Here is a 22,909-nt window from a genome sequence, read left to right as displayed (position 1 = left end):
ATGAAAAAAGCACCATTTGATCCCATCATCCGCCACCAAACGAGTCGTGGGAAACGCTGTATTCGTTTTCTTATTCTGATAACGCTCTGGCTATTTGTTGCGCTCATCGTTGTCGCCAACGTGAGCTTTTCCCTTGGCCTTTACAGTGATACCCTAGTCAGTCTCTACCTCCTACTTAATCTGCAGCCCCACGCGGCACATCACATTCTCGCGTTAATCGGTTGGCTGCTCATCATCGTCCCCCTCTTCTGTGGCTGGCGGTGGTGGCTACTCAGAAAGGCGGCGTCTAAATGAATCCACGTCGGTTCCGTCAAGGGCTTCTGCTTACGCTCCTATTCACCCTCGTCTTTGGCTTGGGGTGGACCTACCAGCGCCAAGCCAATAAACAGCACCGCACTCAGGAAAGTTACGTCTTACCGGCACGCTACCAACAATTGAAGAACGGCATCATGGTCTTTTGTTACCACCGGGTCTTAGCCGACACTTTACCCACCCGCCTTGCGCAGGGCTTGTCCACTAACTCTCAGTTACACGAATTTAACGTTCCCGCAAGTGAATTCGCCGCGCAGATGAAGTTTCTCCACGACCATCACGTCAAAGTGATTTCCAGTCAACAAATGACGCGACTTGTTCGTGCGCACCAGCCCATTCGGGGAAAATATGCGGTCCTGACCTTTGATGACGTCGACCGCAGTGTTAGTGATAACGCCATCCCCATCATGCAGAAATACAGCTTCCCTTTCACCGCCTTTGTCATCACTGGCAACACCGGCGAATACCGCGAAGGCAGTCAAATGGCAACGTGGCGTGAAATCCGCCGTGCCAAGGCAGCGGCTGGTGACCGCATGACGCTAGGTTTACACACCCATAATCTGCATCACCTAACTGCCAAACTTCAGCCAATTTTCACACAGCCACACTACACGGGCAAGTTCAAGCGAGACTTCGACTGCTCACGCAAGACACTGCAGGCGCACACGGGTCTCGCAGCGGATTCCTTTGCCTACCCTTATGGTGGTGGCACCCCCGCCATCAGCCACTTCTTGGCCCAACAGAACCTCAGCTGGGTCGCAACTTTAAATTCAGGAATCGTCACGGCTGACACTGACCTGAATGAAACGCCTCGCCTAATCGTGAATCAGGAAAGTTGGCCCTCTATTCGAGCTTGGCTGACTTAATGGTGTAACTGCTTACCCATGCCATGTATGGGTAAGCAGTTACATCATTAAATTAGGCTAAATTGGGCGCACTCCGGCTGCCAGGGATTCCGCCTGCTGTGGGGTGGAAAACCACAGTCTTCTCGCTCACGACTGGCTCCATCCCTGGCCTCCTCCGGCGCTGATTGTGTTTTATCACGACAACAGTTATAGACCACTGCTACCTGAAATTTTTTGATTCAGCTGATAACAACCGTTACATTGCATTTTCATTGTCGTCCGAAAGCACAATGTAAGCCGAGAGGTCGGCAGATATGAGCTCAGGCGCGTCGTTCTACTAAGTCAGTAAGTGATCTTCTTACTGGCTTAGTAGAAAACCAAGCTTGTAGACTCGTGGTTTGCGAGGCTTCAAGTTGTGTTCGCACCGATCCAGCCCATATCTGCCGGCCGGTAAGGCGACCAGGCCACCAAGTTGCCTACTTTTAGGGCTACTGTTGTTGGTAGAACAGTCATAGTCGGTATTTTGCAACCCATAACCTTTAGCTAAATATGTAAAAAGCAGGCGCTGGGCAAAGGTCCCAGTGCCTGCTTTCTTATTTGTCGTTATTTTTCCCTTACTTCGTTTGAACAGCCTGATCAGGCTTAGGTTGTACGATCCGCATGCCGATCCAGTAGATGACCGCGGTGATTGCCATCGCGATAAAGGTCGCACCAATCGTCGTTGCCACCGCTGGAACCTGCTTGAGGGCCCAGTAAGCAACCACGCCCAATGCCCAACTGGCAACAGCAATCCAGTTGACGCCGTGCGTGTACCAGTAAGCACCACGCACCTTGGTAAATTCACTCAATCGGTACTGCTTGCCCTTTAAGAAGAAGTAATCCACCAAGAAGATGGCGATTTCAGGTCCTAAGAACATGCCAATGCCGTCCAAGAACGTCTCGAAAACATCCAGGAAACTAGCGAGATAAACGGGAATGAAGGTCACCAGTGTGGCAGCAATCGTCACGATCCAGAGACTGACCCGCAGCGACAACCGGTGGGTCATGTTGGTCAATGCGGACCCAGCTGACATCAGGTTGACGGCATTAGCCGTGGTACTGGTCAAAACAATGACCAGCAAGGCAATCACACCTAGCCCTAATTTTGCAGCCACCGTGCTGGGGTCAGAGTTGTTCGGATCAAAATGATTCAATGAAACGGCCGTCCCAATCGTGGCAAACAGACCGATGAAGGCAAACCAGAACAGGCCAAAGTTGGCGCCCAGAAATGATGAGGTCGTGGCTGCCGACTTTTTCGCCGTGAAGCGACTAAAGTCTGATGCCGCCGTGACCCAAGCCAGGTTAAAGGCAGCCAACGTATCGGCTGCGACGCCGGAAGACATCCGCATATTGTGTGGCGGCTGCCAAGTCACGATGTCATGGAAGGAGACCGTCTTGAAGACCACGACGGATTCCCACATCACAAAGATAACCACCAGCACGATTCCGATTCGTTCGATCATCTGTACTGATTTTTCACCAACAGAGATGCTCAATAAATGCAGGACACTCATAATCAGAATGCCCACGATCAGGCCAAATGTGCCACCTGGTTTACCATACAGTGGCCAGCCAAATAATTCCCCAAAAATATAGCTGATCGACGTGGCGGCAATAAACGTGTTAACGGCCGCCCACCCAATGAACTGGACCACGTTGATCACGGATGGAATGAAACTCCCCCGCAATCCAAATGAAGCACGGGTTAATGCCATTGCGGGTAATCCCGTTTGGTAGCCCATATAACTCGCTACGGCTAACAACGCGTAGGACACCAGCCCGACAATGACTAATGTCGTCGAAGCGGTCAAAAAACCGCAGGCCGCAATGACCCCACCAATGTACCACGTTCCGTTGTTCGCGTTGGCACCGACCCAAGTGGCAAAGAGATCCCAATTGGACATGCGCCGGTGCTTGTGCGGAATCGATTCGACACGGCCAAATTCCCGCGGTGCCGCTTGTGATGTCTCAGATTTACTAACCTTCACTTCTTGTGCCATCGATTCTCACCTTTCCCCTTAGTTAAACTTACGACTTACAGAATTTCCCCAACAAATTCGCCAGCAGTCAACGTGTTGAAATCGTACGTTTTGAAATCGTCGACGTTCTTGGTGTACCAGTGCATGCTCTCAGTAATCATCAAGTTAACGGCTTCATCCTTCTCCTGCAGGGCCAGGATCGGTTTGTTGCTCATCGTGGCAACGCCCAGTTCGTACGCCGTCCCAGAATCTAAGTTCTTAGCTTCGAAATCGATGACCGTGACAATCACGTCAGCGGCTGCGATTTGATCCATGTCACGATGGAAAATCTCCGTTGCCCAAGGCTTCGTGAACTGCTCGTTAGCAGCGTCTTGGTGCAAGCGTGGTGAATAGAAATCTTTCACCGTTGGGTTCGCAGTTAAGGCAGCCTCCAGGCGTTTCACCCGGTCGACCTGTTCGGGACTAAAGAACGGACTTGCAACGTAAATCTGTGCCATGTATAAACTCCTCCATGAGTATCGATTTCAACCGCCCGGCCATGAAAAAAGCGGCCGGATCCCGCAAGGATTCAGGCCGCTAGTTCACGTTTAAAGACAGTGAATTCTACCGGACCCTTCTTAGCCTCACGGGACTAAGTTAAAAGGACTATTTGGTTGTTGTTAGGTATTATACGGGGTGCGTCAAAATCCGTCAATCACGCTTCGACAATTTGAAAGGTGAGTTAACCGTTTGACGCCCCGCCTGACTTGCCTTCAAAATTTTCTGAAAATAATTTTAGATTGGTTTGATCACAACCCAACTGTCTAATCGACCAGATAGACCATCCCCTCAGACTAATAATCCACTGGTTTCAATCACCCACGTCCTCAAAAATGTTCACGCCTCCTGGTTGTCAGCGCCCCCGACGATTGCTACACTTAGACTACCAAGGAGAGGAGTTTTCGTATTATGCAACCAACCACACATCATCTACCCCTGCGCATCAAACAGATCTGGGGATACAGCGCCTTGGGGAGTTTTTTGGTGCTGTTCATCATCACCGGCTTACTCTGGCTGACCTACCGCTACTGGGACTGGGCCGTGTGGATTCCTATCGCTGGCCTTGTTTTGACCATCGTCGAACCCATTGTGGAATTGGCCTTCATTCCCTACCGTTATCAGTTTACCCGCTACCAGATCTCTGACTTAGCCGTTGAAATGCAGGCTGGCTTTATTTTTCAAAAACGGGTGGCTATTCCTATTGCCCGAGTTCAAAACGTGACGCTCAACGCTGGTCCCCTGTTGCAATGGCAAAAATTGACAAAGGTCACCGTGGCGACCGCTGCCACCAGTCACAGTATCGAAGGACTTGAACTGCCAGAAGCCGAACAGTTCCGTGAACAAATTATGCGGTTAGCTCGGGAGGCGCGTCATGACAACGCCTAAACGAACCCACCCGCTAGGTCTGTTCCAGCACATCGCCAAGAGTCTCAAGGCCTATTGGTTTCTATTCATCCTGCTACTGTCACAGTGGCACCACATCAATTCCATTTGGTTCTGGGGCACGCTGACCTTAATGATCTTCGTCTTTCTAATTTGGCCCACGTTGAAATGGCTAACGCTGTCCTACATCGTCACGCCCGATGCCATCATCGTTCATTCCGGTATTTTCGTGCGGCACCACGAGCACATCCCTTACTCACGAATCCAAACGGTGCAGCGGAAGCAGTGGTTCTATCTCCGACCATTTCATTTAGAGGAAGTCCTGATTGAAACTGCTAGCCACGACGATAGTGCTCCGGAAGCCCGGCTGGCCGCAGTGCCGACCAGCGTGGCCACCACCATTGAGCATTATCGCCACGCTGCGCCCGTCCCGGCGACGACCGCTGAGGCAACGACCACGTCAGTATTGCCCGCCGAGGCCACAACCACTGCCGCTACCGCTTTAGCACACTACCGCATCAATTCGCGGGACCTGATCAAATTTGGACTGACCTCACTCATCTTTATTCCCTTCTTGTTAGTGCTACTAGGACTGTACAACAAGATTCCGAAGTCCTTCACCAATGCCTTGATCGATGATGCCAGCCATATGGCACTAGCTCTGCTGATTGGCGGTGCGCTGCTCATTATCGTTTTGGCTTGGCTGGGCGCCTTTTTCTGGACGTTGACCCGTTATTACCACTTTGAACTGGAACGGGAGCCCGACCAACTCAGAGCCGCCAAAGGACTTTTTCAACGCAACACCATCACGGCACCGTTAGCGCGCATTCAAGCCGTTCGGATCAAGCAAAATGTCTTGCGCCAATGGTTGCATCTCCAGACGGTTCAGGTCTTGATTGCCTCCAAGGCGGCCAGCGATGACGATGACAATGACTTGGTCATCATGCCGGTCATTGCCAATCAGACCGTCTATCAGACGATGACGCCCTTTATTGACTGGTTACCCCAAACTGCGCCAGATTTAAGTATTCTGCGTGTGCCCCGTAACTGGTACTTGATACGGAATGCCATTTTATTTGTGGCACTACCCGCAATCATCATCGCCTGGTTCTGGCCACATTTGAGTTGGATCAGTCTTTTACTGGTCATCATTGCCGGCCTGCAGGGGCGCTTCGCTGGCCGCAACACGGCCGGGGCGCTACTTAAAGCTGACTTACTTGCCTTACAAACCGGCCACTTCTGGACCCGTGAAGTCTATTACGTCCCTGCCGACAAAATTCAGTCCATGCGCTTTCAACAATCCATCTGGATGAAAAAGACGCAGTTGGCTCATTTGACCGTCAACGTCCGCCACGGGAATCACAACCAAGCGATTGAATTACGTTACATCCCCGTGACCGCCGCACAAGACTTGTATGACTGGTACCTGCACCGAGCTTAACTGACGACCACTTACGGTCTGAAACGTCCCCATGGTAGCCATCGTGCGCCCGATTGGGACTAATTTAACCAATAAAAAAACGACCCACCACGATTGCTTACCGTGGTGGGTCGTTTTCATTTCAAGCCGACGTTCCCCAACGCTGACTTGCTCCCCTTGGTCACGACTGCGCTTCCCCGAGCCGTTTAGTCACCAAACAAATCAATTCTAAAACCTACTCTCTAGCCTCTACGTGAACGCCATCGGTGAAACATTTCGCCCAATCGCGGCCGCCATAACCAGCAATAGCCAAAAATGGTAGACGCCAAGAACCAAAATACCAATGACCAGCCGTCCGTGCCCCACACACTCAGTGAAGTCACGTACACGACGAAAACGATGTATACTGGCACTTTTAACTTCGGAAAGAGTAAATACTCTCCATTATGTTCCAGCGACAAATGATTGTAGAGCGCGGCGCCCCACACGAACAGAATACTTGCCGCCACGAGCCAACTCCCGGCCATGAACCAAGTATTTTGTTCCGCGTTCAGGGTGATGCCACTCTCTCTTAAGATATTAACACTAATCGTGGAAGAACCAACTAAAGAAAGTGTAAAGCCGACGATGGTCACAATCAGTGCACCGGTCTGGCCGACAATCAATGCCGCAAACCAAGTCAACGAAAACAGGCCGATCGATGTGAGCCACCCCACGATCCACGAAGTTAGCACGCCGGGCCAGGCTAAATGAAAGCCAACATCGGCCGGTTTCATTGCCCACACCATGCCATATTCTAAAGCAATTGTGAGGATGGCAATGACCAGTAAGGCCCCCATGGCAACCTTGATTTTAGACCAGTAAACGCGCCGCCGGGAGAACCCACTGCTAAATAAGAATTGATTGAAATTATCCTTCAGGTCCTGATTCATTAATAAAAGACCGACGATCCAGTAAGCCGCCAGTAGCCAGTAAGGATAACCGGAAAAATAGGACTCTGAGTACATATCCCATTTTTGAATGTTGCCACTCACCAGTTGTGTTGCAGAGCTCGGTAGGGTGTGTAGGGAAAGAATCGTGGACATGAAGCATCCCAGTAACGTCACCCCGCCAATGACCAAGAAAAGTCGCCGGTGTCGTCGCCAAATGAGCCGATCTAATTGATTATGCATCCTAATTCCCCCTACTTCATCAGTTGGTAACCTGTATCGTGGGCCAAATTGGCGCGGAACAGGTCTTCCAACGTTAACGGTAATTCTTCAAACAACACGGGTTGTAAGGCTTTTAACTGTTGATCGATTGCCGGCGTGTAATCCGTAATCACGACCACCAGCACGCGCCCGGAAACCCGGATCAACTGGCTGTGTTCCTTGAGCACAGTTGGAATCTGCTTATCCTTGAAGACTAATTGAAGCTTCTTCGCTTTAGCCCGTACATCTTCCAGGTTGTAGTCATGGGCTAAGTGGGTGTCCTTTAGTAACAGGACCCGGTCACTTAGGCCGTCGAGTTCGTTTAAATCGTGTGACGAAATCAAGAACCCTTTTTCTTGGTCCGCAATCTCATCAATAACCATGGTCGCGATATTCTCCCGAACGATAACGTCTAAGCCATCAAACGGTTCGTCCAAGATGATGTACGTGGCGTTTGACGTCAAAGCCAGAATCATATTGGTCAACGCACGCATCCCCTTAGATAACCGGCGATACTGACTATTCTTATCTAGCTTGAACTGGGCCAACAGCGTCAAATAACGCTGATGATCAAATTGCGGATAGACATCCCCATAAAATTCAGGTAATTCCCACAACCGGTAGTTATCTAAGAAATTATATTGCACATCCAAAAAGAAAATTCGGCGCTGCTCTGCCGGCGTGGTCACAATATCATGCCCATCCACCGTCACCTGGCCGGCGTCCGCAACGTACTGGTTCATCATGGTCCGAAACAGGGTCGTCTTCCCGACACCGTTACGGCCGACCAACCCAATGATTTCGCCCGGTGCCCACTGAAAACTGATGTCTTCAATTATGGTCCGGCCGTTGATCTGCTTACACAATTGCGTTACTTGTAATGTCACTACTCTGCCCCCTCATATGCGGCTTTGATCCAGCCAACGACTTCTTCTAACGGGACGCCTAGATAGCGAATCTCCGTTAACAGTGTTAAAAGTTGTTTTTTACTGGCGACGACCTGCGCACTGTCACCATATGCAGCCGCCTCCCGGACATACGTGCCCTTGCCGTGAACCGTGGTGATCACATGCTGGGTCTCCAACTGTTTGTACGCTTTACTGACCGTGTTCGGATTCAACTGTTCCTGTCGCGCCATGTCTCTGACAGATGGTAACCGGTCTCCCGGCTGCAAGATTCCCTGCACGATTTGCTGTTTGACCTGCAGGACTAGCTGCTCATAGTACGGCAGACTAGAATCATTTGCTTGCATTGTTCCTCACCCCTTGGTGTTTGGCTACGTGTCCTGTGTGTACTATTATACCTAGTACACTTGATTTAGCAACCCCCAGATTAAACTTATTTTCTGCAGTTCCACCACCCTTGGGCCCCAAACCAATGGCTGAGCTTGCTACTGTCGAGCCATCATCTTTGCCGACAAAAAATAATGACTTGAAAAATCAGCGATAGATAGTTATGCTATATATAGTTAAACTGTATATTGTTCAACTGCATATTTTGCTGAAAGATTAGGAGACTTAACATGGCACGAAATAAGAATCTGCCGCTGACCGAAACCACTTACTATATCTTACTGGCCCTCACGCAACCCCGCCATGGCTACGCAGCCATTCAGGAGATTGCACAGCTCAGCCAAGACACGGTCCACGTTGCCGCGGGAACCATGTATGGTGCCATTGAGAACTTATTAAAACTGAAGTGGATCAAAGAGGTCCCCAGCAATGATAAACGGCGACGCGTCTACGTCATCACGACCGCTGGGAAATCCATTTTACAATTAGAAACACAACGTCTACGCCACTTGGGGAATTTGGCCGAAGACTTCGGCTATTAGGGAGGAGCAACATGAAAAAATTTCGCGTATTTTTGGACCTTAATCGTGAGGAAGACTGGATCAACGCCGTTCAAGCAACCGGTTATCGGTTGACCCGGGTCAATTCCTATTTTCACTACTATACATTTCAGCCACTGGTAGCTACTGACCAGTTCAATCCTTACACTCGGCTGGACTTTCGTGATAAATGGATGAGTCGCCGAAACTACCAAAATTATCGTCAATTTTTCAGTGACAGCGGTTGGCGGCTCATTGCTGGGGGGCGTCACGGGGGGATTCAGTATTTTCAACAGAAAGCGGCAACCTCAGATCGTGATATTTTTTCGGATGAGCACTCCAAGCTGAGCTGCCGCCAACGGTCCAGTCGCTACAGTGCGCTCTGTGGTGTTCTCTTTCTTTTATATGTTTTCTACATTCTGAAGATGATGTCAAACGTGAACATTTTCGACGTCAAAAGCTGGTACCTAACGCCTGGTTTATGGCAAATGCAGGGCGACTTGTTATGGAAGGCCATTCTATTTGAAACACCGTTTGCCCTCCTGCGCGTGTTGCCGGTATTTCTTTTCCTGATTGTCGGGATCTATTACCTGTGTCGGGCGATTGATGGCTATCATCGGTAACTATTCTGACTAACTAAGGTTGCGAGATGAAATTATGATTGTATCCCAGTATTGGTAAGCATTCGCGCATTAAATTAGTCTAACTGGGCGCACTCCGGCTGCCAGGGATTCCGCCTGCTGTGGGGACGAGCCTGGAAGAACACCAGTCTTCTCGCTCGCTTTGAAGCCACGAAGAACACGTGTCTCCAAAGTCGCCCGGGTTGTAAGCTGGCTAGAAACACCAGCTAACAACCCCTTCACGGCCAGCTCCATCCCTGGCCTCCTCCGGCGCTGACGGTGTTTTATCAAAACAACAGCTATAGACTACAGCTACCTGGCCTTTTTGAATTCGACTGATAACGACCGTTACGGTTATTCTCAAAGTTGTCTGAGAACGCAATGTCAGCCATGAAGTCGACAGATATGGGTTCAGTCGTGTCGTTCGCACCATTTCTAGTCCATATCTGCCAGCCGGTAAGGCGACCAAAGCACCACGCTACCTAGCTTTAGTTCTACTGTTGTTGCTAGAACAGACATGGGTCGTACTTTAAGGCTTTCAACCTTTAGCTGACGCCACCCATAGCCATAATTAAAAAGCGGTGCGTTGAGAAAATTCAACGTGCCACTTTTGTTTGGTGCTATTTGACCTGTTTTACAAAAAGCTATGTGACCACTTTACAGCGTACTATCAGAGTCGTCACTACCAGCATAATCCCTGTTATCGGCATCATCCATGACGTGTGACTGATTCTCCGTTTGCCGCCAGACCAGTTGGTTGTAGAACTTGGCCCGTGCCAAATCGTAGTATGGCATGACGAACAGGAAGGCTAAGCCAAACGTGATGCCACCCAGGATGAACCAGAGAATAAAACTCAGATCCATGATAAATAGGAATGACTTGTAGCCGTTCATCATTTCTCGTGAACGCGTAATGGCTTCCAGCGCCGTGATGTTTTCACCCCGATCGTAGGCATCTCGGTAAATATAGAACGATTGCGAATAGGCGTAGGCCTTGATGATTCCCGGGAAGAACAGGAGTAACGACCACAAGAACGTGAAGATTCCCACCAAAATACAGATGAACAGCCAGCCCAAGAAGTACTGCCCCTTATCAAATAAAGCAAAACTCCGTTGGATCGGGTTATCCATATCTGCCGTTGCCCGGTCGAGGTCGATCATGGTCAACTGCGTCCCCATATGCATCATTGAAGCCACAATAAAGAATAGGCCCGCAAATGAAAATAAACTGTTGAACGACCAGTTGGAACTGGCCTCATTGATCCGAGCAATGAGATTGACGTCTCGGGTGTACATGGTGTCCCCAATCCACCAAAGTGCCAGCCATAAGATTGAGAGTAGCACATAAAATTTATAGTGATCGAGGACCTGTCGTTTGGCCCCCATTTTCAAGTTAACGCGATCTTGTGAATCCATATCTTCCTCCTCTAATTGCGATTAGTCGGTCTCGTTGTTGCTTACTCTTAGTATACAAGCTTACGGCAATTTGACTAGGGGTTAACCTTATTTTCGCGACCAATAGCTAACCTTATCCACCGTTTATCCGGCCAGACCGCCGACCCACTAGGTTGTTTTCACCAATTATAATTGCTAAAATGACACAGTTATCCACTACTTAATTAACAGGTGAGTTATTTAGCAGCTAGCTGATCCGTTATTTCCTGTCAATCCCCCAAAGGAGTTTTACATATTATGAAAAAGTTTTGGAAGATCACCCTTGGCCTTCTGCTGGCCGTGATTATTATCGGTGGCGCAACCGCCTACCATGAGCGCCACAACCTGCGGCAGTTTCTATTAGTCCATCAAAACTACCACCGGAAAAACGTGTTGGCCACGCCCCAAATCAAGCTAAACCTGCGGCCCGCCCTGTCCACCAAGAATACCACGGCGACCAATACGTTAACGACTAAGTACCGGCAAGAACTCCAGGTATTAGAGCCCGGAACGACCAACGCGAAAGTCATCGTGAACCCCTATAAGACCTCACCGTTATCTGGCCTCATCTTAGTCAAGACGCAAGCCGCAACACAGGTCACACTGACGGTGCATGGCGATACGCCGGCTACCACGATCACCAAAAAGTTAGCCGGCTACCATACGACCCATCAAGTTGGCGTGTTAGGCCTCTACGCCGACCGCACCAACCGGGTCACACTAACGTTTACCAAGCACAACGGTCAGAAGTCCTACGCGACCTACACCATGAGGACTGCGGCCGCACCGAAGGCCATTGGCCGCAACGTGCTCAAGACCAGTCACCCGCAAAAAATGGCGTTGGGGGCTGGCCACACGCGGCTCACCTTTGCCGTCAGCAGTCAGGGGATCACCTACGGCCTGGATGCTGCGGGTAAAATTCGCTGGTACAGCACCGAAAAGATCTCGCACATTTTTAAACAACTTTCCAATAACCACCTGTTGATTCTTACCAAGATTTCGCCCAGCGAACACAAGTACAATGCGCTCCGGGAGACGGATTTCTACGGCCGTGTTTACCGCCAATACAACTTCAATGGCCGCTTTCCAACTCGTCAGGACCATAGCAAATTGGAAACCAACACGGTCATTCACCACGACGCCATCGAACTGCCGAACCACAATCTCCTGTTAACGGTAGACGACGGATCCAGCAAGTACGTCGAGGACACCATGATCGAAATCAACTACAAGACGGCTAAAATCGTCAAGGTCATCGACTTGAAGCGCATTTTACCCAAGTCGGCTTACACCCAATACGACGGTACCCAGCGGCCCGACGGCAAGATTGATTGGTTCCATCAGAATTCCATGTACTACGACCAACAGCGTGACGAACTGATTGTTTCTGGGCGCAATCAGGACATGATGTTTGCCATCAACTACCGGACCACCAAGCTCAAGTGGATTTTGTCTTCACCAGAAAAGCTGCCACAGAGCTACCAGAAATATTTGTTAACGCCGAAGTCGACACACTTCCGGTATAGCGGTGGTCAGCACGCCGTCATGCTTCTCCACCCCAACCAGACGACTGGCGACACGATTGACTTGCAGTACTACGACAACAACGTTCCGGTCACCCGGGGCAAGACCAAGCAATCGAAACAGTGGTCCGCCGGTGAAATCGTTCAGATCAACCAGCTGAATAAGACCGTCGACAAGACCTGGAGCTTCGGCAAGACGCTGGGCAAACGTAACTTTACCAACATCGTCGGTAGCAGCTACGCCGTCGGTAAGGGCAATACCCTGATTGGCTTCGGTTATGCCGACAGCGGCAAACGTAGCGAGTTCGTCGAAGTCAACCGCAAGACTGGCAAGATTGTCTTTGATGTCGACCGCACCAAGTTTGCCCACGGTGACTGGAGCTACCGGGCCCAACGGATGTCCCTGTATCCCGGCTCTGCCAAGGTGGGATTGACTGCGATCAAGTAACCTGATTCAAATCTGAAAGCTGGCCTTAAAAAAACAGGTCACAATCTACACAAATAGGCATTCTAGCTAGTCCTTCACGCGCAGGATTAGCTGGAATGCCTATTTCATTAAGTCTTTGGTTTTACATCAGGCCACATCTCTCAGTATGGTAAGTAGTCATACCGTTAAATTAGGCTAAATTGAGCGCACTGCGGCTGCCAGGGATTCCACCTGCTGTGGGAACGCTTCAGCCTGGAAGACCACCAGTCTTCTCGCTCGATTTGAAGCCACGAAGAACACGTGTCTCCAAAGTCGCCCGTGATGTAAGCTGGCTGAAAAACGAACCGCCAGCTAACACCACTTTCACGGCTGGGGCCATCCCTGGCCTCCTCCGGCACTGATTGTATTTTGTCAAAAAAACAGCTATAGACCACAGTTACTCAACGTTTTTGGTCCCGTCAATAACAACTTATCGTTAGTCTCAGTGTCGTCTAAAAGCACAACGTAAGCCGAGAGGTCGGCAGATATGGGCTCAGGCGCGTCGTTCTACTTAGTCAGTAAGTGAATTTCTTACTGGCTTAGTAGAAAACCAAGTTTGTAGACTCGTGGTTTGTGAGGCTTCAAATTGTGTTCGCACCGTTCCAGCCCATATCTGCCGGCCGGTAAGGCGACCTCAACCACCATGTTGCCTAGATTTAGTCCAATCGTTATTAGAACCGGCAGGCACTTTCACCTTTTAACTTACAGAATAAATTTGAGACCATTTAATCGTTGCTCGTTCTTCAAGTAGACGCTCATCGCGTACGTCGAGTCGAAGCGGTGTTGCTTTAAATAGTTGAAGCTCTTTGCCATTTTTCTAACTGATTTAGTCGTTGCCTTATCGAAAACAAACAATTGACGGTGTGCCTTTTGGGTTTGCTTAATGTGGTTATTCAACTGTGGATCCTTGAAGATAGCCTGACCCACTAACGCCGCGTTACCCGCCGTCGCCCAGTAGTCCTGACGTAATTGACTAGCGCTGGCATGGCGATAATAGTCCATGTGACTTGGACTCAACTCCGTCCAAACCACCCCGTATTTGGTATGCTGCGGCGTCTTCAACGTCCCGGCCTCATCATCTGCATCGTTGGCTGGCTGCCAGAGGAGGATCTTCTGATACAGTTGCTTCTTCCCCTGCTTGACCGTCAGCTCTGAAGCCACGGCACCAGTATTGCCCTCTTTTACCAGAAAATAAATAAACCGGATGCCCGAACGGCTTTGGCTCAATTGCAGGCCGACCTGGCCATTCACCTGAGCCTTCAAGCCGTGAAAGGTGTAGCCCGCATGTGCCGCTTGTTTCGTGAGCCGCGCGCTGTCGGGCAGATCAGCCGTCCGCTTGACCTTCGCCGCCGCTGTGACCCCACCCCAACTAACACTGATTCCTAAAATAATGGCGACAATACTAACTTTTAACCATTTTTTCCACTGCACTTAAACTCTCTCCCCGTAAACCAATCTATGGTTAATCCAGTTATACGATTAACCAATAAATTCTAGTATGCCGCTAGCTCAGGCAGGTGTCAATCACCAGTTAATTCAAGGGGAAATGTCGCCGCAATCGCTTAAGACTCGCCTAGTCTCAGATGCTTACGCGCAAGCACATTCCGTAGTGACACGCTACCTATCGTTGCTTAGGCTGGGGGACAAAACTCTTACGCTGAATCAGCTCACAGTCCAGTCGAATCTCGCGCTTAGCCTGCGTTGGAAACAGAATACCATCGCGTAACGTGCTGATAATCGAGCGGGCAATCTCGGTCGTATCAATTCTGAACGTGGTCAGCGGTGGCGACACGTACTTGGCAATATCAATGTCGTTGACGCTGATGATTGCCGTGTCGACAGGAACCGTCACCTTATTTTCATTAAACGCCTGTAGCACGCCAACCGCCAAGGGGTCTGAGGCCACAATGAAGCCCTTCGGTAACGGTTGCTGTGCCATCATCGCGACCAATTTCAGCCCCATTTGATACCCGCAATGCACTGAAAATGCTTCACCAATCAACACGAACCGGTCATCAAAGATTCCCAACTCGCGCATATAACTTTCAAAGTATGTCGTTCGTGGGTCATCCGGGAAGTCCGCGTGCCAGAATTTACCCCCAATTAACCCGATTGACGTGATACCAGACCGGCGAAAGGTATCAATCGCGACGTGGACCATCGACTCATAGTTTGGTTGAACCGAATTAAACGCATGCGGATCGGGATTGACATCCGTAAAGACGGTATTGACCGTCAGTTTTTTCATCGCCTGAATGTCAGCAGGGGTGAATGGCCCCAACGCAATTAAGCCATCGATTCGCTGGGGCACATCTTGCACGTGTCGGTAAAACTGAACGTCCATGTCCGCAGCTTTGCCCGCCGCAATAATGTTCTGCCGAATACTACTAAAGTAAGAATCTTCCAACTCTTTTTGCGGATCAACCGAAAAGAGGACCGCAATCTGATACTGACTACGCTTGGCATTGTCTTCATGGTGATAATTCAGTTCATTTGCCACCCGCATGATGCGTTGCTGGGCCTTCTCCGAGATGGAAAAGGTGGGGTCATCGTTGAGAAAACGGGATACCGTCGCTGAAGAATACCCCGACTTCTGAGCAATTTCTTTAATCGTCGCCAATTTTCTCACTCCCTAATGATACTCGAAATTTCTGTCATGAGTTGCAGTGACTGCAGTCATGCTTTAATTAAACACAAGTCGTTAACTATTTACTAAAAGCGACATAGTAAGCGCTTGCATTTTACTTATATTTAAAAACAAGTTTATCTCTATTTCCCTTCAATCATACCTTAAACCACAATTCAGTGGTACACTAAATCGCTAAATCTCGCTTAAAATCTGTTTACCAATCTTTACTAGTTTACCATTTTTAAGCGCTTTCATTAACTGAATTTTTAGTTTAATATTTACCTTGAACTTAAGCAAATCCGTTAAAAGGAGCGCAATTAATCAAATGACTACTCAATTAAATGTAAGCGATTTCTTACACGGTGGCGATTACAACCCAGAACAGTGGTTAGATCACCCCGAAATTATCGATCAAGACTTTAACTTCTTTAAAGAAGCCAATATCAATGATGTGTCCCTGGGCATCTTCTCCTGGGCACAGCTTGAACCAGAGGAAGGCAAATTCGACTTTTCCTGGTTAGACCATATCTTTGACAAGGTCGAAGCTCAACATGGCCACGTCATCTTAGCCACTCCCAGCGGTGCCAAGCCCCGCTGGCTAGCAGAGAAGTATCCCGAGGTTTTGCGGACCAACGCGGACGGCTCCAAGAACATCTTCGGCGAACGTCACAACCACTGCTACACTTCCCTCATTTACCGGCAAAAAGTCCAGGAGATCAACCGCAAATTGGCCGAGCGGTACGGTCACCGCAAGAGCCTGATTCTCTGGCACATTTCCAATGAATTCGGTGGGTCCTGCTACTGCGACCTGTGCCAAGCCGCCTTCCGCGACTGGCTCAAGGCCAAGTACCACACACTGGACAACCTGAATCGGGCCTACTGGGCCAAGTTCTGGAGCCACACCTACACCAGTTGGGACCAAGTTCACTCACCGTCCCCACTGGGTGATCAAACCTTGTTGGGCCTGAACCTTGACTGGAAACGATTCGTCACCGACCGCACGATTGATTTCTACGAAGCCGAAATCAAGCCATTACGTGAGTTGACACCGAACATCCCCATTACCACTAACTTCATGGGCGGCAACCCACCTGAATCTCACGTCCACTACGATTTAGACTACCAGAAGTTCGCGCAGCACGTCGATATCGTCAGTTGGGACTCCTACCCGAACTGGGCTAACGACTACGAGAGTACCGCTCACCTCGCTATGAAGACGGCCCTCATGAACGACGTGATGCGCAGCCTCAAGCACCAAAACTACTTGATCATGGAGAGCACCCCTTCCCAAGTCAACTGGCACCCTTACAACCGGGCCAAGTTACCCGGCATGCATCAAATGGGGTCACTGCAACAAGTTGCTCACGGCGCAGATGCCGTCAACTACTTTCAACTTCACCAATCCCGTGGCTCTTCCGAAATGTTCCACGGCGCCGTGATCACCCATCAACTCAGCGACCAGACCCGTGTCTTTAAGGAAGTCGCGCAGGTTGGTCAAGACTTAGTCAACTTAAAACCGGCTAAGGACACCCATCATCAACCGGCCAAGGTCGCCATTATTTACGACTATGACAATATGTGGGCACTCGATGATTCTCGCAATTATTCAAATGAAACTAAAAAGTATTGGCGCACCATTCAGGAACACTACCAATATTTCTGGGAACATGACATCCCCGTTGACTTGATTTCAACGCAGGACGATCTGACTCTCTACACATTGGTTATTGACCCGATGCACTTCATGATGAGTACGACCTTTACCGAAAAACTTAGAGATTACGTGCAACAGGGCGGCCACTTAGTTGGCACCTACATGACCGGCCTCGTCGACAAGGACTTCTTAGCTTATCTTGGTGGCTGGCCTAAGGCACTGCATGACGTTTACGGCGTTGAATTTCAGGAAACGACGACGCTCTACCCGAAGCAGCACAACCACGTGACCGCTTTTGACAAAACGTATACGGTGAACGACTACGCCGACACACTTACGGTTGACACTGCCCAGACGCTGGGAAAGTACCAAGACGACTTTTTCGCCGGTAGTAGCGCGTTGACCAAGAACAGCTGTGGTCAAGGTACCGCCTACTATGTCGCTGCCCGCACAGAAGTCGCCTTCCTTGAAGACTTCTATGACCAACTCGCTGACAAGTTGACCTTAAAACCCACCCTGCCCATTGAAAAGCAAGGACCAGCCGTCTCCATTCAGGTTCGTGAAAAGGCAGGCCAACAGTTCTTCTTCGTGATCAACTTCAGTGACAAACCAGCGACCGTTACCACGACTAAGTCATTGACCGAGGTTCTGTCGGGGCAAGCCGTAACCGCCGGTGCCCAAGTGCTCAAGCCATTCGACGTGAAGGTCTACACCGTCTAAAACCTTTGGCAAGTTGTCTATCCGTAACTTCAACCTGTCATCACCAATCGACTGCTACTGAATTTTACAAAAAATGAGGCATAAACATGGAAAATACAAATCAACCAGCCGCCGTTAAGCAACATTTAACGGGGCGGCAATGGATCGAACGGATTTCATTTTCATTTGGGAATTTAGGCCATTCCGCTTTCTATGGTGCGTTAAGTACGTACTTCATCATCTACGTGACTAGCGGCATGTTCGCTGGCCTCCCAAAAGCCATTGCTAGCAAGCTTATCGGCCTGATTACCGGGTTAGTCGTGATCATCCGGCTGGCCGAAGTCGTCATCGATCCCATCTTAGGAAACATCGTCGATAATACCAATACCCGCTGGGGCAAGTTTAAGCCCTGGCAAGTGATCGGCGGGGTCACCAGTTCCGTTCTGCTAGTCATCCTGTTTACCGGGATCTTTGGCCTTGCCAAGGTCAACTGGGTGCTCTTCGCCGTGGTCTTCGTGATTCTCTTCGTGGCCCTCGATATCTTCTATTCTCTCTGTGACGTTTCTTACTGGGGCATGGTCCCCGCTATCAGTGAGGATAGTAAGGAACGGGGCGTCTTCACCGCGTTAGGCTCCTTTACTGGGTCAATTGGGTGGAATGGTCTGACCATGATCGTGGTCCCCGTAACGACCTTCTTCACCTTTATTGCCACTGGTAAGCATGAACAAGGTCCCCAAGGATGGCTCGCTTTCGCCATTATTATTGCCATCGTTGCCATTCTATCCGCCTTGGCCGTGGTCTTTGGGACGACGGAAAAGCAAAACGTGATTCGCGACGCTGCCAAGGAAAAGACCAGCATCAAGGACGTCTTCTTAGGCATCATCCACAACGACCAGATTCTCTGGACCAGTTTGGCCTACCTGATGTACTCAATTGCTTACGTCTCAACCAATGGGGTTCTGTATTACCTCTTCAAATTTGTCATTGGTCGGCCCAACGAATTTTGGATTGCCGGGTTAGTCGCCACCATCATTGGGTTCTGTACGGCACCCCTCTATCCCATCTTCAATAAGTTCATTCCCCGGAAAATGCTCTTCACGATTGGGCAGGTCAGCATGATTCTTTCCTACATCCTGTTGATCACCGCCCGGACCAACCTCATCATGGTCATTATTGGTCTGGTTCTCTTTAACTTTACGTTTGCCCAACTGGTCACCGTTCTGACATTGACTGACTCTATCGAATACGGCCAATTGAAAAATGGGAACCGGAACGAAGCCGTTACCCTGACGATTCGGCCAATGATCGATAAGATCTCCGGCGCCTTATCAAATGGGATTGTCGGCTCCATCGCCTTGGTTGCTGGCATGACCGGTAGCGCCACCGCTAAGGACATGACGTCGACCAACATTCATACGTTCGAACTGTTTGCCTTCTACGCGCCGATGGCCTGCGCCATCCTAGCGTTACTGATTTTCTCCTTCAAGGTTAAGATCACAGAAAAGATGCACGCCGAAATCGTCGATGAACTCCAGGCCAAATTAGCCAAGGGAGACATCGCCGTTGCACCAGAAGACACGACCCCAGTAGCCACTGATGCAGCCACGACTATCTTGGCACCAGTCGACGGTGAGCTCGAAGACTTAATGGCCATCCCGGATGAACTAAACGGCTTCCCTGGTAAGGGATTTGCCATCAAACCGACTGACAATCACCTGTTTGCGCCATATGACGGTACGGTTAAGTTTACCTTCTCGACCCGTCACGCCCTGGGAATCGTCTCCGATTCCGGTGTGGAAATGATCATTCACGTTGGTATCGACACCGTCAACCTGCGTGGTGAAGGCTTTGTCACCCACTATGAAGACGGGCAGAAGATCAAGGCCAACGACTTATTGATGACCTTCGACCTCGACCGGATTCACCAAGCCAACTTGGATGACACCGTGGTCGTCTTCTTCACCCAACCCGCTCGCGTGCAGAACATGACCACCCTGACTAGTGGCTCTATTCGCCACGGTCAAGCGGTGACGGACGTAACGTTGACTGCTAAGAAATAATTAGGTTGCTGTTAGGTGCCTGACTTATCCCGTGATGTAACTTCCAATTACTACCACCTAAACAGCTAGACTAAAGGACCTCACCACTCAAACTCACTGGTGAGGCCCTTTAGGTATCCTGGTACTTGGTAAAAAAGGTCCAGCAAAATTTACAATTTCCGACTATCCTAGAGAGGTAAACACGCCGAAAACTGGAGGTCTTCAAGATGGAATTTAATGTCACACGTGATGGCTTAACTTTAGCCGGAATTTATGAACCAGCCCCCCAACCAACTGGGACCATCGCCATTCTGATGCATGGATTTACGGGCGACCGCGGTTATGTGAGCACCGCCCTACTGGTCCAGCTCGCGCAACACTTACGCCACCATGGTGTGGGTACCGTGCGTTTCGATTTCAACGGTCACGGCCACAGCGATGGTGACTTCACTAACATGACGGTGCTCAACGAAATTGCTGACGCCCAAGCTGTTTTAGCCGCCGTTCAGACTCGACTCGCACCGCAACGAATCGATCTCTTAGGCCACTCTCGGGGCGGGGTCGTGGCGAGCATGCTAGCTGGTTACTATCCCGATGTGATTCACAAATTAGTGCTGATGGCCCCTGCCGCAACTCTCAAGGATGATGCCATTGCTGGCCATACCCGCGGACTCGTCTACGATCCCCACCATATCCCAGACCAATTGCCAATGGGTAATGGTAAAACCTTAGGCGGCTTCTATCTCCGAACAGCCCAATGCCTTCCAATCTACGAGACCGCGCAGAACTTCACTGGTCCCGTTTGCCTGATTCACGGTGACGCTGACCACATCGTTGCCTATCAGGCTTCACAACGGTACGACGACGTTTATCAAAACAGCACCTTTCACCTGATTCCCGGTGCTAGCCACGGGTTAGACGGTGATGCTCGCGAAACGGTCCTTCAATTGGCGACTGACTTTATTACGGACTAAAGGTTGACCCTACCAAAAAGGCCTCACCAGCAAGTTCAAACTGGTAAGGCCTTTTGTTTTATCATAATGAGGCTCATTTTTTGCAAACCAGACCGTCCGTGTCCGGCCTACAGGTTAAAGCTATCATTTTCAATGCTGCCTTCGCGCAGGCCAAGAAATGCCGTAAGAATCAACAGGTCAGCTGATCCACCCAGGCTCAAATTGTCGCGATCAAACACTTGATTTAGGTCCACCAATTTTGCCCAGCCAGCGGTGGTCTTACTGCCGCCCGCCGCCAGGTAGTCCCGCGCCTGTTGATGCGCCCACGGAATGATCTCCGCATTGCCGGCCCGTTTAACTAGGTTCGTATCCGTGGAATTGGCCACGATAGTCAGCAGGGTGTCCAGTAGGCGCTGATTGAGGGTCCCCGTGCTCTGACGTAACGCTGGCAGCGCCATGTCAAAGACGGTCGGATACCCCGCCTCGGCTTCTCCGCGAATTCCGGTAATCCCATCGCGCAGATACAATTTTTCTCCCGCTGTCAATTGGTCAACTGGCTTGTCAGCTAATCCGTCAAAGTCATGCGTGGTCAGTCCCTGTAACATTGCCTTGACCGTTGCCCGCAAGTCCAAATCAGCTTGCGCGGCGTAGGCACTGGCCGTGACCAGAATGCCCAGTGAGAAAATCGCACCTTTATGCGTATTCACGGCATTCGTCGCGGCGCGCATCGCCTGTTCGGCAGCGACCCCGAGTGGGCGAATCTGGCCAAATAACGCCGTCAGATCACTCCCCGTAAAGGCTTCCCCCGCTGCCACACACTGCGTGAAGTAGGGTTGAAGACTCAAGGCGCTGTCGATGAAGGTGAACACCGTCATATCCGGATGCGGCCCCTGTGAGGCAGGGTCTACTAGTCCTGGTTTCGGGGTCACTGACACCTCATAGAGCAGTGCTCGTAAGGCATCCGTTGCTAACGTTGCAGTTGGTTTAGTGGTCGTCACGGGTCATATCCTCCTCGGGGTCAAACAGCTGGTGGTACCGATCATCAATATAAGCTTGTAGTTCAGCAACGCTGTGGCGACGCGACCGGGCGCACTCCTTGGCCGGTCGATTGCAAATAAAGCAGCGCCGGGATTCGGCTCCCAATTCGGTGCGTGACCAAGAATGCCCCGTGCCGTCCAGCACATCAACGTCAAAGATCCGTCCCAGGTCGGTCGTATCTTCAAACGTTGCGGCCAGCTGCTTCACGGTCGCAGCGGCAGTCGTTGTCCGTAAAAACAATTCATTGCCGGCAACCGTTCCCCAACTGGCTAGCTGTTCGACAGAGATCCCATTAGCCGTCAAAGCCGTCCGCAACTCCTGGACACCGCGTTGGAAAAGTTGGGTGATGGCCGCATTATTCTTAATGGGACCGGGAATATTCAGCTTGATGGCCAACAGCGTCTGGTTCGGATCGGCCCGTAGTGCTTCTCGTTGAAAAGCAGCCCGCCGATCCTTGTTTGCCAGCACCCCCGCAATGTCCAACGGCGTTCCCGTTTCAAAAATAGATGTCGTCATCACAAACTCCTCCTCGTCATTCTTTACAACAATAGCCATTGTAGCCAGCCAAGTCGCCAGCCGCAATGGCTATTCGCATTTATATGGTTAATGTATTCGCCTTACCGGCCGGCAGATATGGGCTGGAACGGCGCGAACACAACTTTAAGCCTCGAAGAACACGAGTCTTAAAGATTGGTTTTCTACTAGCCAACTAAGTAGAACGACGCGCCTGAGCCCATATCTGCCGACCTCTCGGCTTACACAGTCAATGCATGGCAACACTAAGTTACACTGGTCATCCCCCAATTGTGGGGAATT

The 22,909-nt window shown here is 50.3% G+C and carries 20 protein-coding genes; 10 read left to right on the top strand and 10 right to left on the bottom strand.

Annotated features, from left to right (window positions below; genetic code table 11):
* Together FAY32_RS06080 and FAY32_RS06075 are read left to right on the top strand one after the other, a co-directional pair.
* A complete protein-coding gene (locus FAY32_RS06080) occupies nucleotides 1-294 on the top strand; it encodes a hypothetical protein (protein WP_143462560.1) in 294 nt (97 codons plus the stop codon).
* Nucleotides 291-1,178: a polysaccharide deacetylase family protein gene (locus FAY32_RS06075; protein WP_143462559.1), complete on the top strand. Its 888-nt coding sequence runs from the start codon at nucleotides 291-293 to the stop codon at nucleotides 1,176-1,178. The genes FAY32_RS06080 and FAY32_RS06075 overlap by 4 nt, the downstream gene beginning before the upstream one ends.
* 593 nt (nucleotides 1,179-1,771) lie before the next feature.
* Here the strand turns inward: FAY32_RS06075 and FAY32_RS06070 are convergent.
* Nucleotides 1,772-3,196 (bottom strand): cytosine permease, encoded by a 1,425-nt coding sequence (locus tag FAY32_RS06070; protein WP_143462558.1) that lies wholly within the window; start codon nucleotides 3,194-3,196, stop codon nucleotides 1,772-1,774.
* 35 nt (nucleotides 3,197-3,231) lie between these two features.
* Nucleotides 3,232-3,672 (bottom strand): nucleoside 2-deoxyribosyltransferase, encoded by a 441-nt coding sequence (locus FAY32_RS06065; RefSeq protein WP_143462557.1) that lies wholly within the window; start codon nucleotides 3,670-3,672, stop codon nucleotides 3,232-3,234.
* A 451-nt stretch (nucleotides 3,673-4,123) separates the two neighbouring features.
* Between FAY32_RS06065 and FAY32_RS06060 the strand changes: the two genes are divergently transcribed.
* Complete coding sequence (locus tag FAY32_RS06060; RefSeq protein WP_191988149.1) at nucleotides 4,124-4,600, top strand: PH domain-containing protein; 477 nt, start codon at nucleotides 4,124-4,126, stop codon at nucleotides 4,598-4,600.
* Nucleotides 4,587-6,038 carry a PH domain-containing protein gene (locus FAY32_RS06055; protein WP_143462555.1) on the top strand — a complete coding sequence of 484 codons (1,452 nt, stop codon included), beginning with the start codon at nucleotides 4,587-4,589 and terminating at the stop codon, nucleotides 6,036-6,038. Before FAY32_RS06060 ends, FAY32_RS06055 begins: the two co-directional genes overlap by 14 nt.
* A gap of 221 nt (nucleotides 6,039-6,259) precedes the next feature.
* On the opposite strand, the gene FAY32_RS14595 is transcribed toward FAY32_RS06055, so the two are convergent.
* From FAY32_RS14595 to FAY32_RS06040, 3 genes are read right to left on the bottom strand one after another with little or no spacing between them, the layout of a single operon-like run.
* The gene (locus FAY32_RS14595) at nucleotides 6,260-7,189 is read right to left on the bottom strand and encodes an ABC transporter permease (protein ID WP_158727547.1); all 930 of its coding nucleotides are present in this window, start codon (nucleotides 7,187-7,189) and stop codon (nucleotides 6,260-6,262) included.
* 11 nt (nucleotides 7,190-7,200) lie between these two features.
* Nucleotides 7,201-8,094 (bottom strand): ATP-binding cassette domain-containing protein, encoded by an 894-nt coding sequence (locus tag FAY32_RS06045; RefSeq protein ID WP_143462553.1) that lies wholly within the window; start codon nucleotides 8,092-8,094, stop codon nucleotides 7,201-7,203.
* Entirely contained in the window at nucleotides 8,094-8,459 is a 366-nt protein-coding gene (locus FAY32_RS06040; protein ID WP_143462552.1) for a GntR family transcriptional regulator, read from the bottom strand. The genes FAY32_RS06045 and FAY32_RS06040 overlap by 1 nt, the downstream gene beginning before the upstream one ends.
* 270 nt (nucleotides 8,460-8,729) lie before the next feature.
* On the opposite strand from FAY32_RS06040, the gene FAY32_RS06035 reads away from it, so the two are divergent.
* Nucleotides 8,730-9,041: a PadR family transcriptional regulator gene (locus FAY32_RS06035; RefSeq protein WP_143462551.1), complete on the top strand. Its 312-nt coding sequence runs from the start codon at nucleotides 8,730-8,732 to the stop codon at nucleotides 9,039-9,041.
* An 11-nt stretch (nucleotides 9,042-9,052) separates the two neighbouring features.
* Complete coding sequence (locus tag FAY32_RS06030; protein WP_143462550.1) at nucleotides 9,053-9,661, top strand: DUF2812 domain-containing protein; 609 nt, start codon at nucleotides 9,053-9,055, stop codon at nucleotides 9,659-9,661.
* Nucleotides 9,662-10,315: 654 nt separating this feature from the next.
* On the opposite strand, the gene FAY32_RS06020 is transcribed toward FAY32_RS06030, so the two are convergent.
* Nucleotides 10,316-11,074 carry a DUF975 family protein gene (locus FAY32_RS06020; protein WP_143462548.1) on the bottom strand — a complete coding sequence of 253 codons (759 nt, stop codon included), beginning with the start codon at nucleotides 11,072-11,074 and terminating at the stop codon, nucleotides 10,316-10,318.
* Between the two features lie 276 nt (nucleotides 11,075-11,350).
* Between FAY32_RS06020 and FAY32_RS06015 the strand changes: the two genes are divergently transcribed.
* Nucleotides 11,351-13,063 (top strand): aryl-sulfate sulfotransferase, encoded by a 1,713-nt coding sequence (locus FAY32_RS06015; RefSeq protein ID WP_143462547.1) that lies wholly within the window; start codon nucleotides 11,351-11,353, stop codon nucleotides 13,061-13,063.
* Nucleotides 13,064-13,783: 720 nt separating this feature from the next.
* Here the strand turns inward: FAY32_RS06015 and FAY32_RS06010 are convergent.
* Both FAY32_RS06010 and FAY32_RS06005 read right to left on the bottom strand, forming a co-directional pair.
* Nucleotides 13,784-14,512 (bottom strand): hypothetical protein, encoded by a 729-nt coding sequence (locus tag FAY32_RS06010; protein ID WP_143462546.1) that lies wholly within the window; start codon nucleotides 14,510-14,512, stop codon nucleotides 13,784-13,786.
* A 190-nt stretch (nucleotides 14,513-14,702) separates the two neighbouring features.
* Nucleotides 14,703-15,701 (bottom strand): LacI family DNA-binding transcriptional regulator, encoded by a 999-nt coding sequence (locus FAY32_RS06005; RefSeq protein WP_143462545.1) that lies wholly within the window; start codon nucleotides 15,699-15,701, stop codon nucleotides 14,703-14,705.
* Nucleotides 15,702-16,035: 334 nt separating this feature from the next.
* Between FAY32_RS06005 and FAY32_RS06000 the strand changes: the two genes are divergently transcribed.
* The 3 genes from FAY32_RS06000 to FAY32_RS05990 all read left to right on the top strand — a co-directional run bounded on the left by FAY32_RS06000 (nucleotide 16,036) and on the right by FAY32_RS05990 (nucleotide 21,076).
* Nucleotides 16,036-18,084: a beta-galactosidase gene (locus FAY32_RS06000; RefSeq protein WP_143462544.1), complete on the top strand. Its 2,049-nt coding sequence runs from the start codon at nucleotides 16,036-16,038 to the stop codon at nucleotides 18,082-18,084.
* An 86-nt stretch (nucleotides 18,085-18,170) separates the two neighbouring features.
* Nucleotides 18,171-20,123: a glycoside-pentoside-hexuronide (GPH):cation symporter gene (locus tag FAY32_RS05995; RefSeq protein WP_143462543.1), complete on the top strand. Its 1,953-nt coding sequence runs from the start codon at nucleotides 18,171-18,173 to the stop codon at nucleotides 20,121-20,123.
* 206 nt (nucleotides 20,124-20,329) lie between these two features.
* Complete coding sequence (locus tag FAY32_RS05990) at nucleotides 20,330-21,076, top strand: alpha/beta hydrolase (RefSeq protein ID WP_143462542.1); 747 nt, start codon at nucleotides 20,330-20,332, stop codon at nucleotides 21,074-21,076.
* 107 nt (nucleotides 21,077-21,183) lie between these two features.
* Here the strand turns inward: FAY32_RS05990 and FAY32_RS05985 are convergent, their stop codons facing one another.
* Nucleotides 21,184-22,053 carry a triphosphoribosyl-dephospho-CoA synthase gene (locus FAY32_RS05985; protein ID WP_143462541.1) on the bottom strand — a complete coding sequence of 290 codons (870 nt, stop codon included), beginning with the start codon at nucleotides 22,051-22,053 and terminating at the stop codon, nucleotides 21,184-21,186.
* Nucleotides 22,040-22,609: a citrate lyase holo-[acyl-carrier protein] synthase gene (gene citX, locus FAY32_RS05980; RefSeq protein WP_143462540.1), complete on the bottom strand. Its 570-nt coding sequence runs from the start codon at nucleotides 22,607-22,609 to the stop codon at nucleotides 22,040-22,042. Before citX ends, FAY32_RS05985 begins: the two co-directional genes overlap by 14 nt.
* Nucleotides 22,610-22,909: the final 300 nt, after the last annotated feature.

It is taken from the genome of Levilactobacillus enshiensis (genome assembly GCF_007115095.1).
Classification (GTDB): domain Bacteria; phylum Bacillota; class Bacilli; order Lactobacillales; family Lactobacillaceae; genus Levilactobacillus; species Levilactobacillus enshiensis.
The sequence above is the reverse complement of the archived record's forward strand: the minus strand, read 5'-3'. Positions and strand labels throughout refer to the sequence as shown.

What these genes read in the sequence shown, in the direction of transcription:
- FAY32_RS06080 (WP_143462560.1), top strand. Translation starts at nt 1, where the DNA reads ATGAAAAAAGCACCATTTGATCCCATCATCCGCCACCAAACGAGTCGT.
- FAY32_RS06075 (WP_143462559.1), top strand. Translation starts at nt 291, where the DNA reads ATGAATCCACGTCGGTTCCGTCAAGGGCTTCTGCTTACGCTCCTATTC.
- FAY32_RS06070 (WP_143462558.1), bottom strand. Translation starts at nt 3,196, where the DNA reads ATGGCACAAGAAGTGAAGGTTAGTAAATCTGAGACATCACAAGCGGCA.
- FAY32_RS06065 (WP_143462557.1), bottom strand. Translation starts at nt 3,672, where the DNA reads ATGGCACAGATTTACGTTGCAAGTCCGTTCTTTAGTCCCGAACAGGTC.
- FAY32_RS06060 (WP_191988149.1), top strand. Translation starts at nt 4,124, where the DNA reads ATGCAACCAACCACACATCATCTACCCCTGCGCATCAAACAGATCTGG.
- FAY32_RS06055 (WP_143462555.1), top strand. Translation starts at nt 4,587, where the DNA reads ATGACAACGCCTAAACGAACCCACCCGCTAGGTCTGTTCCAGCACATC.
- FAY32_RS14595 (WP_158727547.1), bottom strand. Translation starts at nt 7,189, where the DNA reads ATGCATAATCAATTAGATCGGCTCATTTGGCGACGACACCGGCGACTT.
- FAY32_RS06040 (WP_143462552.1), bottom strand. Translation starts at nt 8,459, where the DNA reads ATGCAAGCAAATGATTCTAGTCTGCCGTACTATGAGCAGCTAGTCCTG.
- FAY32_RS06035 (WP_143462551.1), top strand. Translation starts at nt 8,730, where the DNA reads ATGGCACGAAATAAGAATCTGCCGCTGACCGAAACCACTTACTATATC.
- FAY32_RS06030 (WP_143462550.1), top strand. Translation starts at nt 9,053, where the DNA reads ATGAAAAAATTTCGCGTATTTTTGGACCTTAATCGTGAGGAAGACTGG.
- FAY32_RS06020 (WP_143462548.1), bottom strand. Translation starts at nt 11,074, where the DNA reads ATGGATTCACAAGATCGCGTTAACTTGAAAATGGGGGCCAAACGACAG.
- FAY32_RS06015 (WP_143462547.1), top strand. Translation starts at nt 11,351, where the DNA reads ATGAAAAAGTTTTGGAAGATCACCCTTGGCCTTCTGCTGGCCGTGATT.
- FAY32_RS06000 (WP_143462544.1), top strand. Translation starts at nt 16,036, where the DNA reads ATGACTACTCAATTAAATGTAAGCGATTTCTTACACGGTGGCGATTAC.
- FAY32_RS05995 (WP_143462543.1), top strand. Translation starts at nt 18,171, where the DNA reads ATGGAAAATACAAATCAACCAGCCGCCGTTAAGCAACATTTAACGGGG.
- FAY32_RS05990 (WP_143462542.1), top strand. Translation starts at nt 20,330, where the DNA reads ATGGAATTTAATGTCACACGTGATGGCTTAACTTTAGCCGGAATTTAT.
- citX (WP_143462540.1), bottom strand. Translation starts at nt 22,609, where the DNA reads ATGACGACATCTATTTTTGAAACGGGAACGCCGTTGGACATTGCGGGG.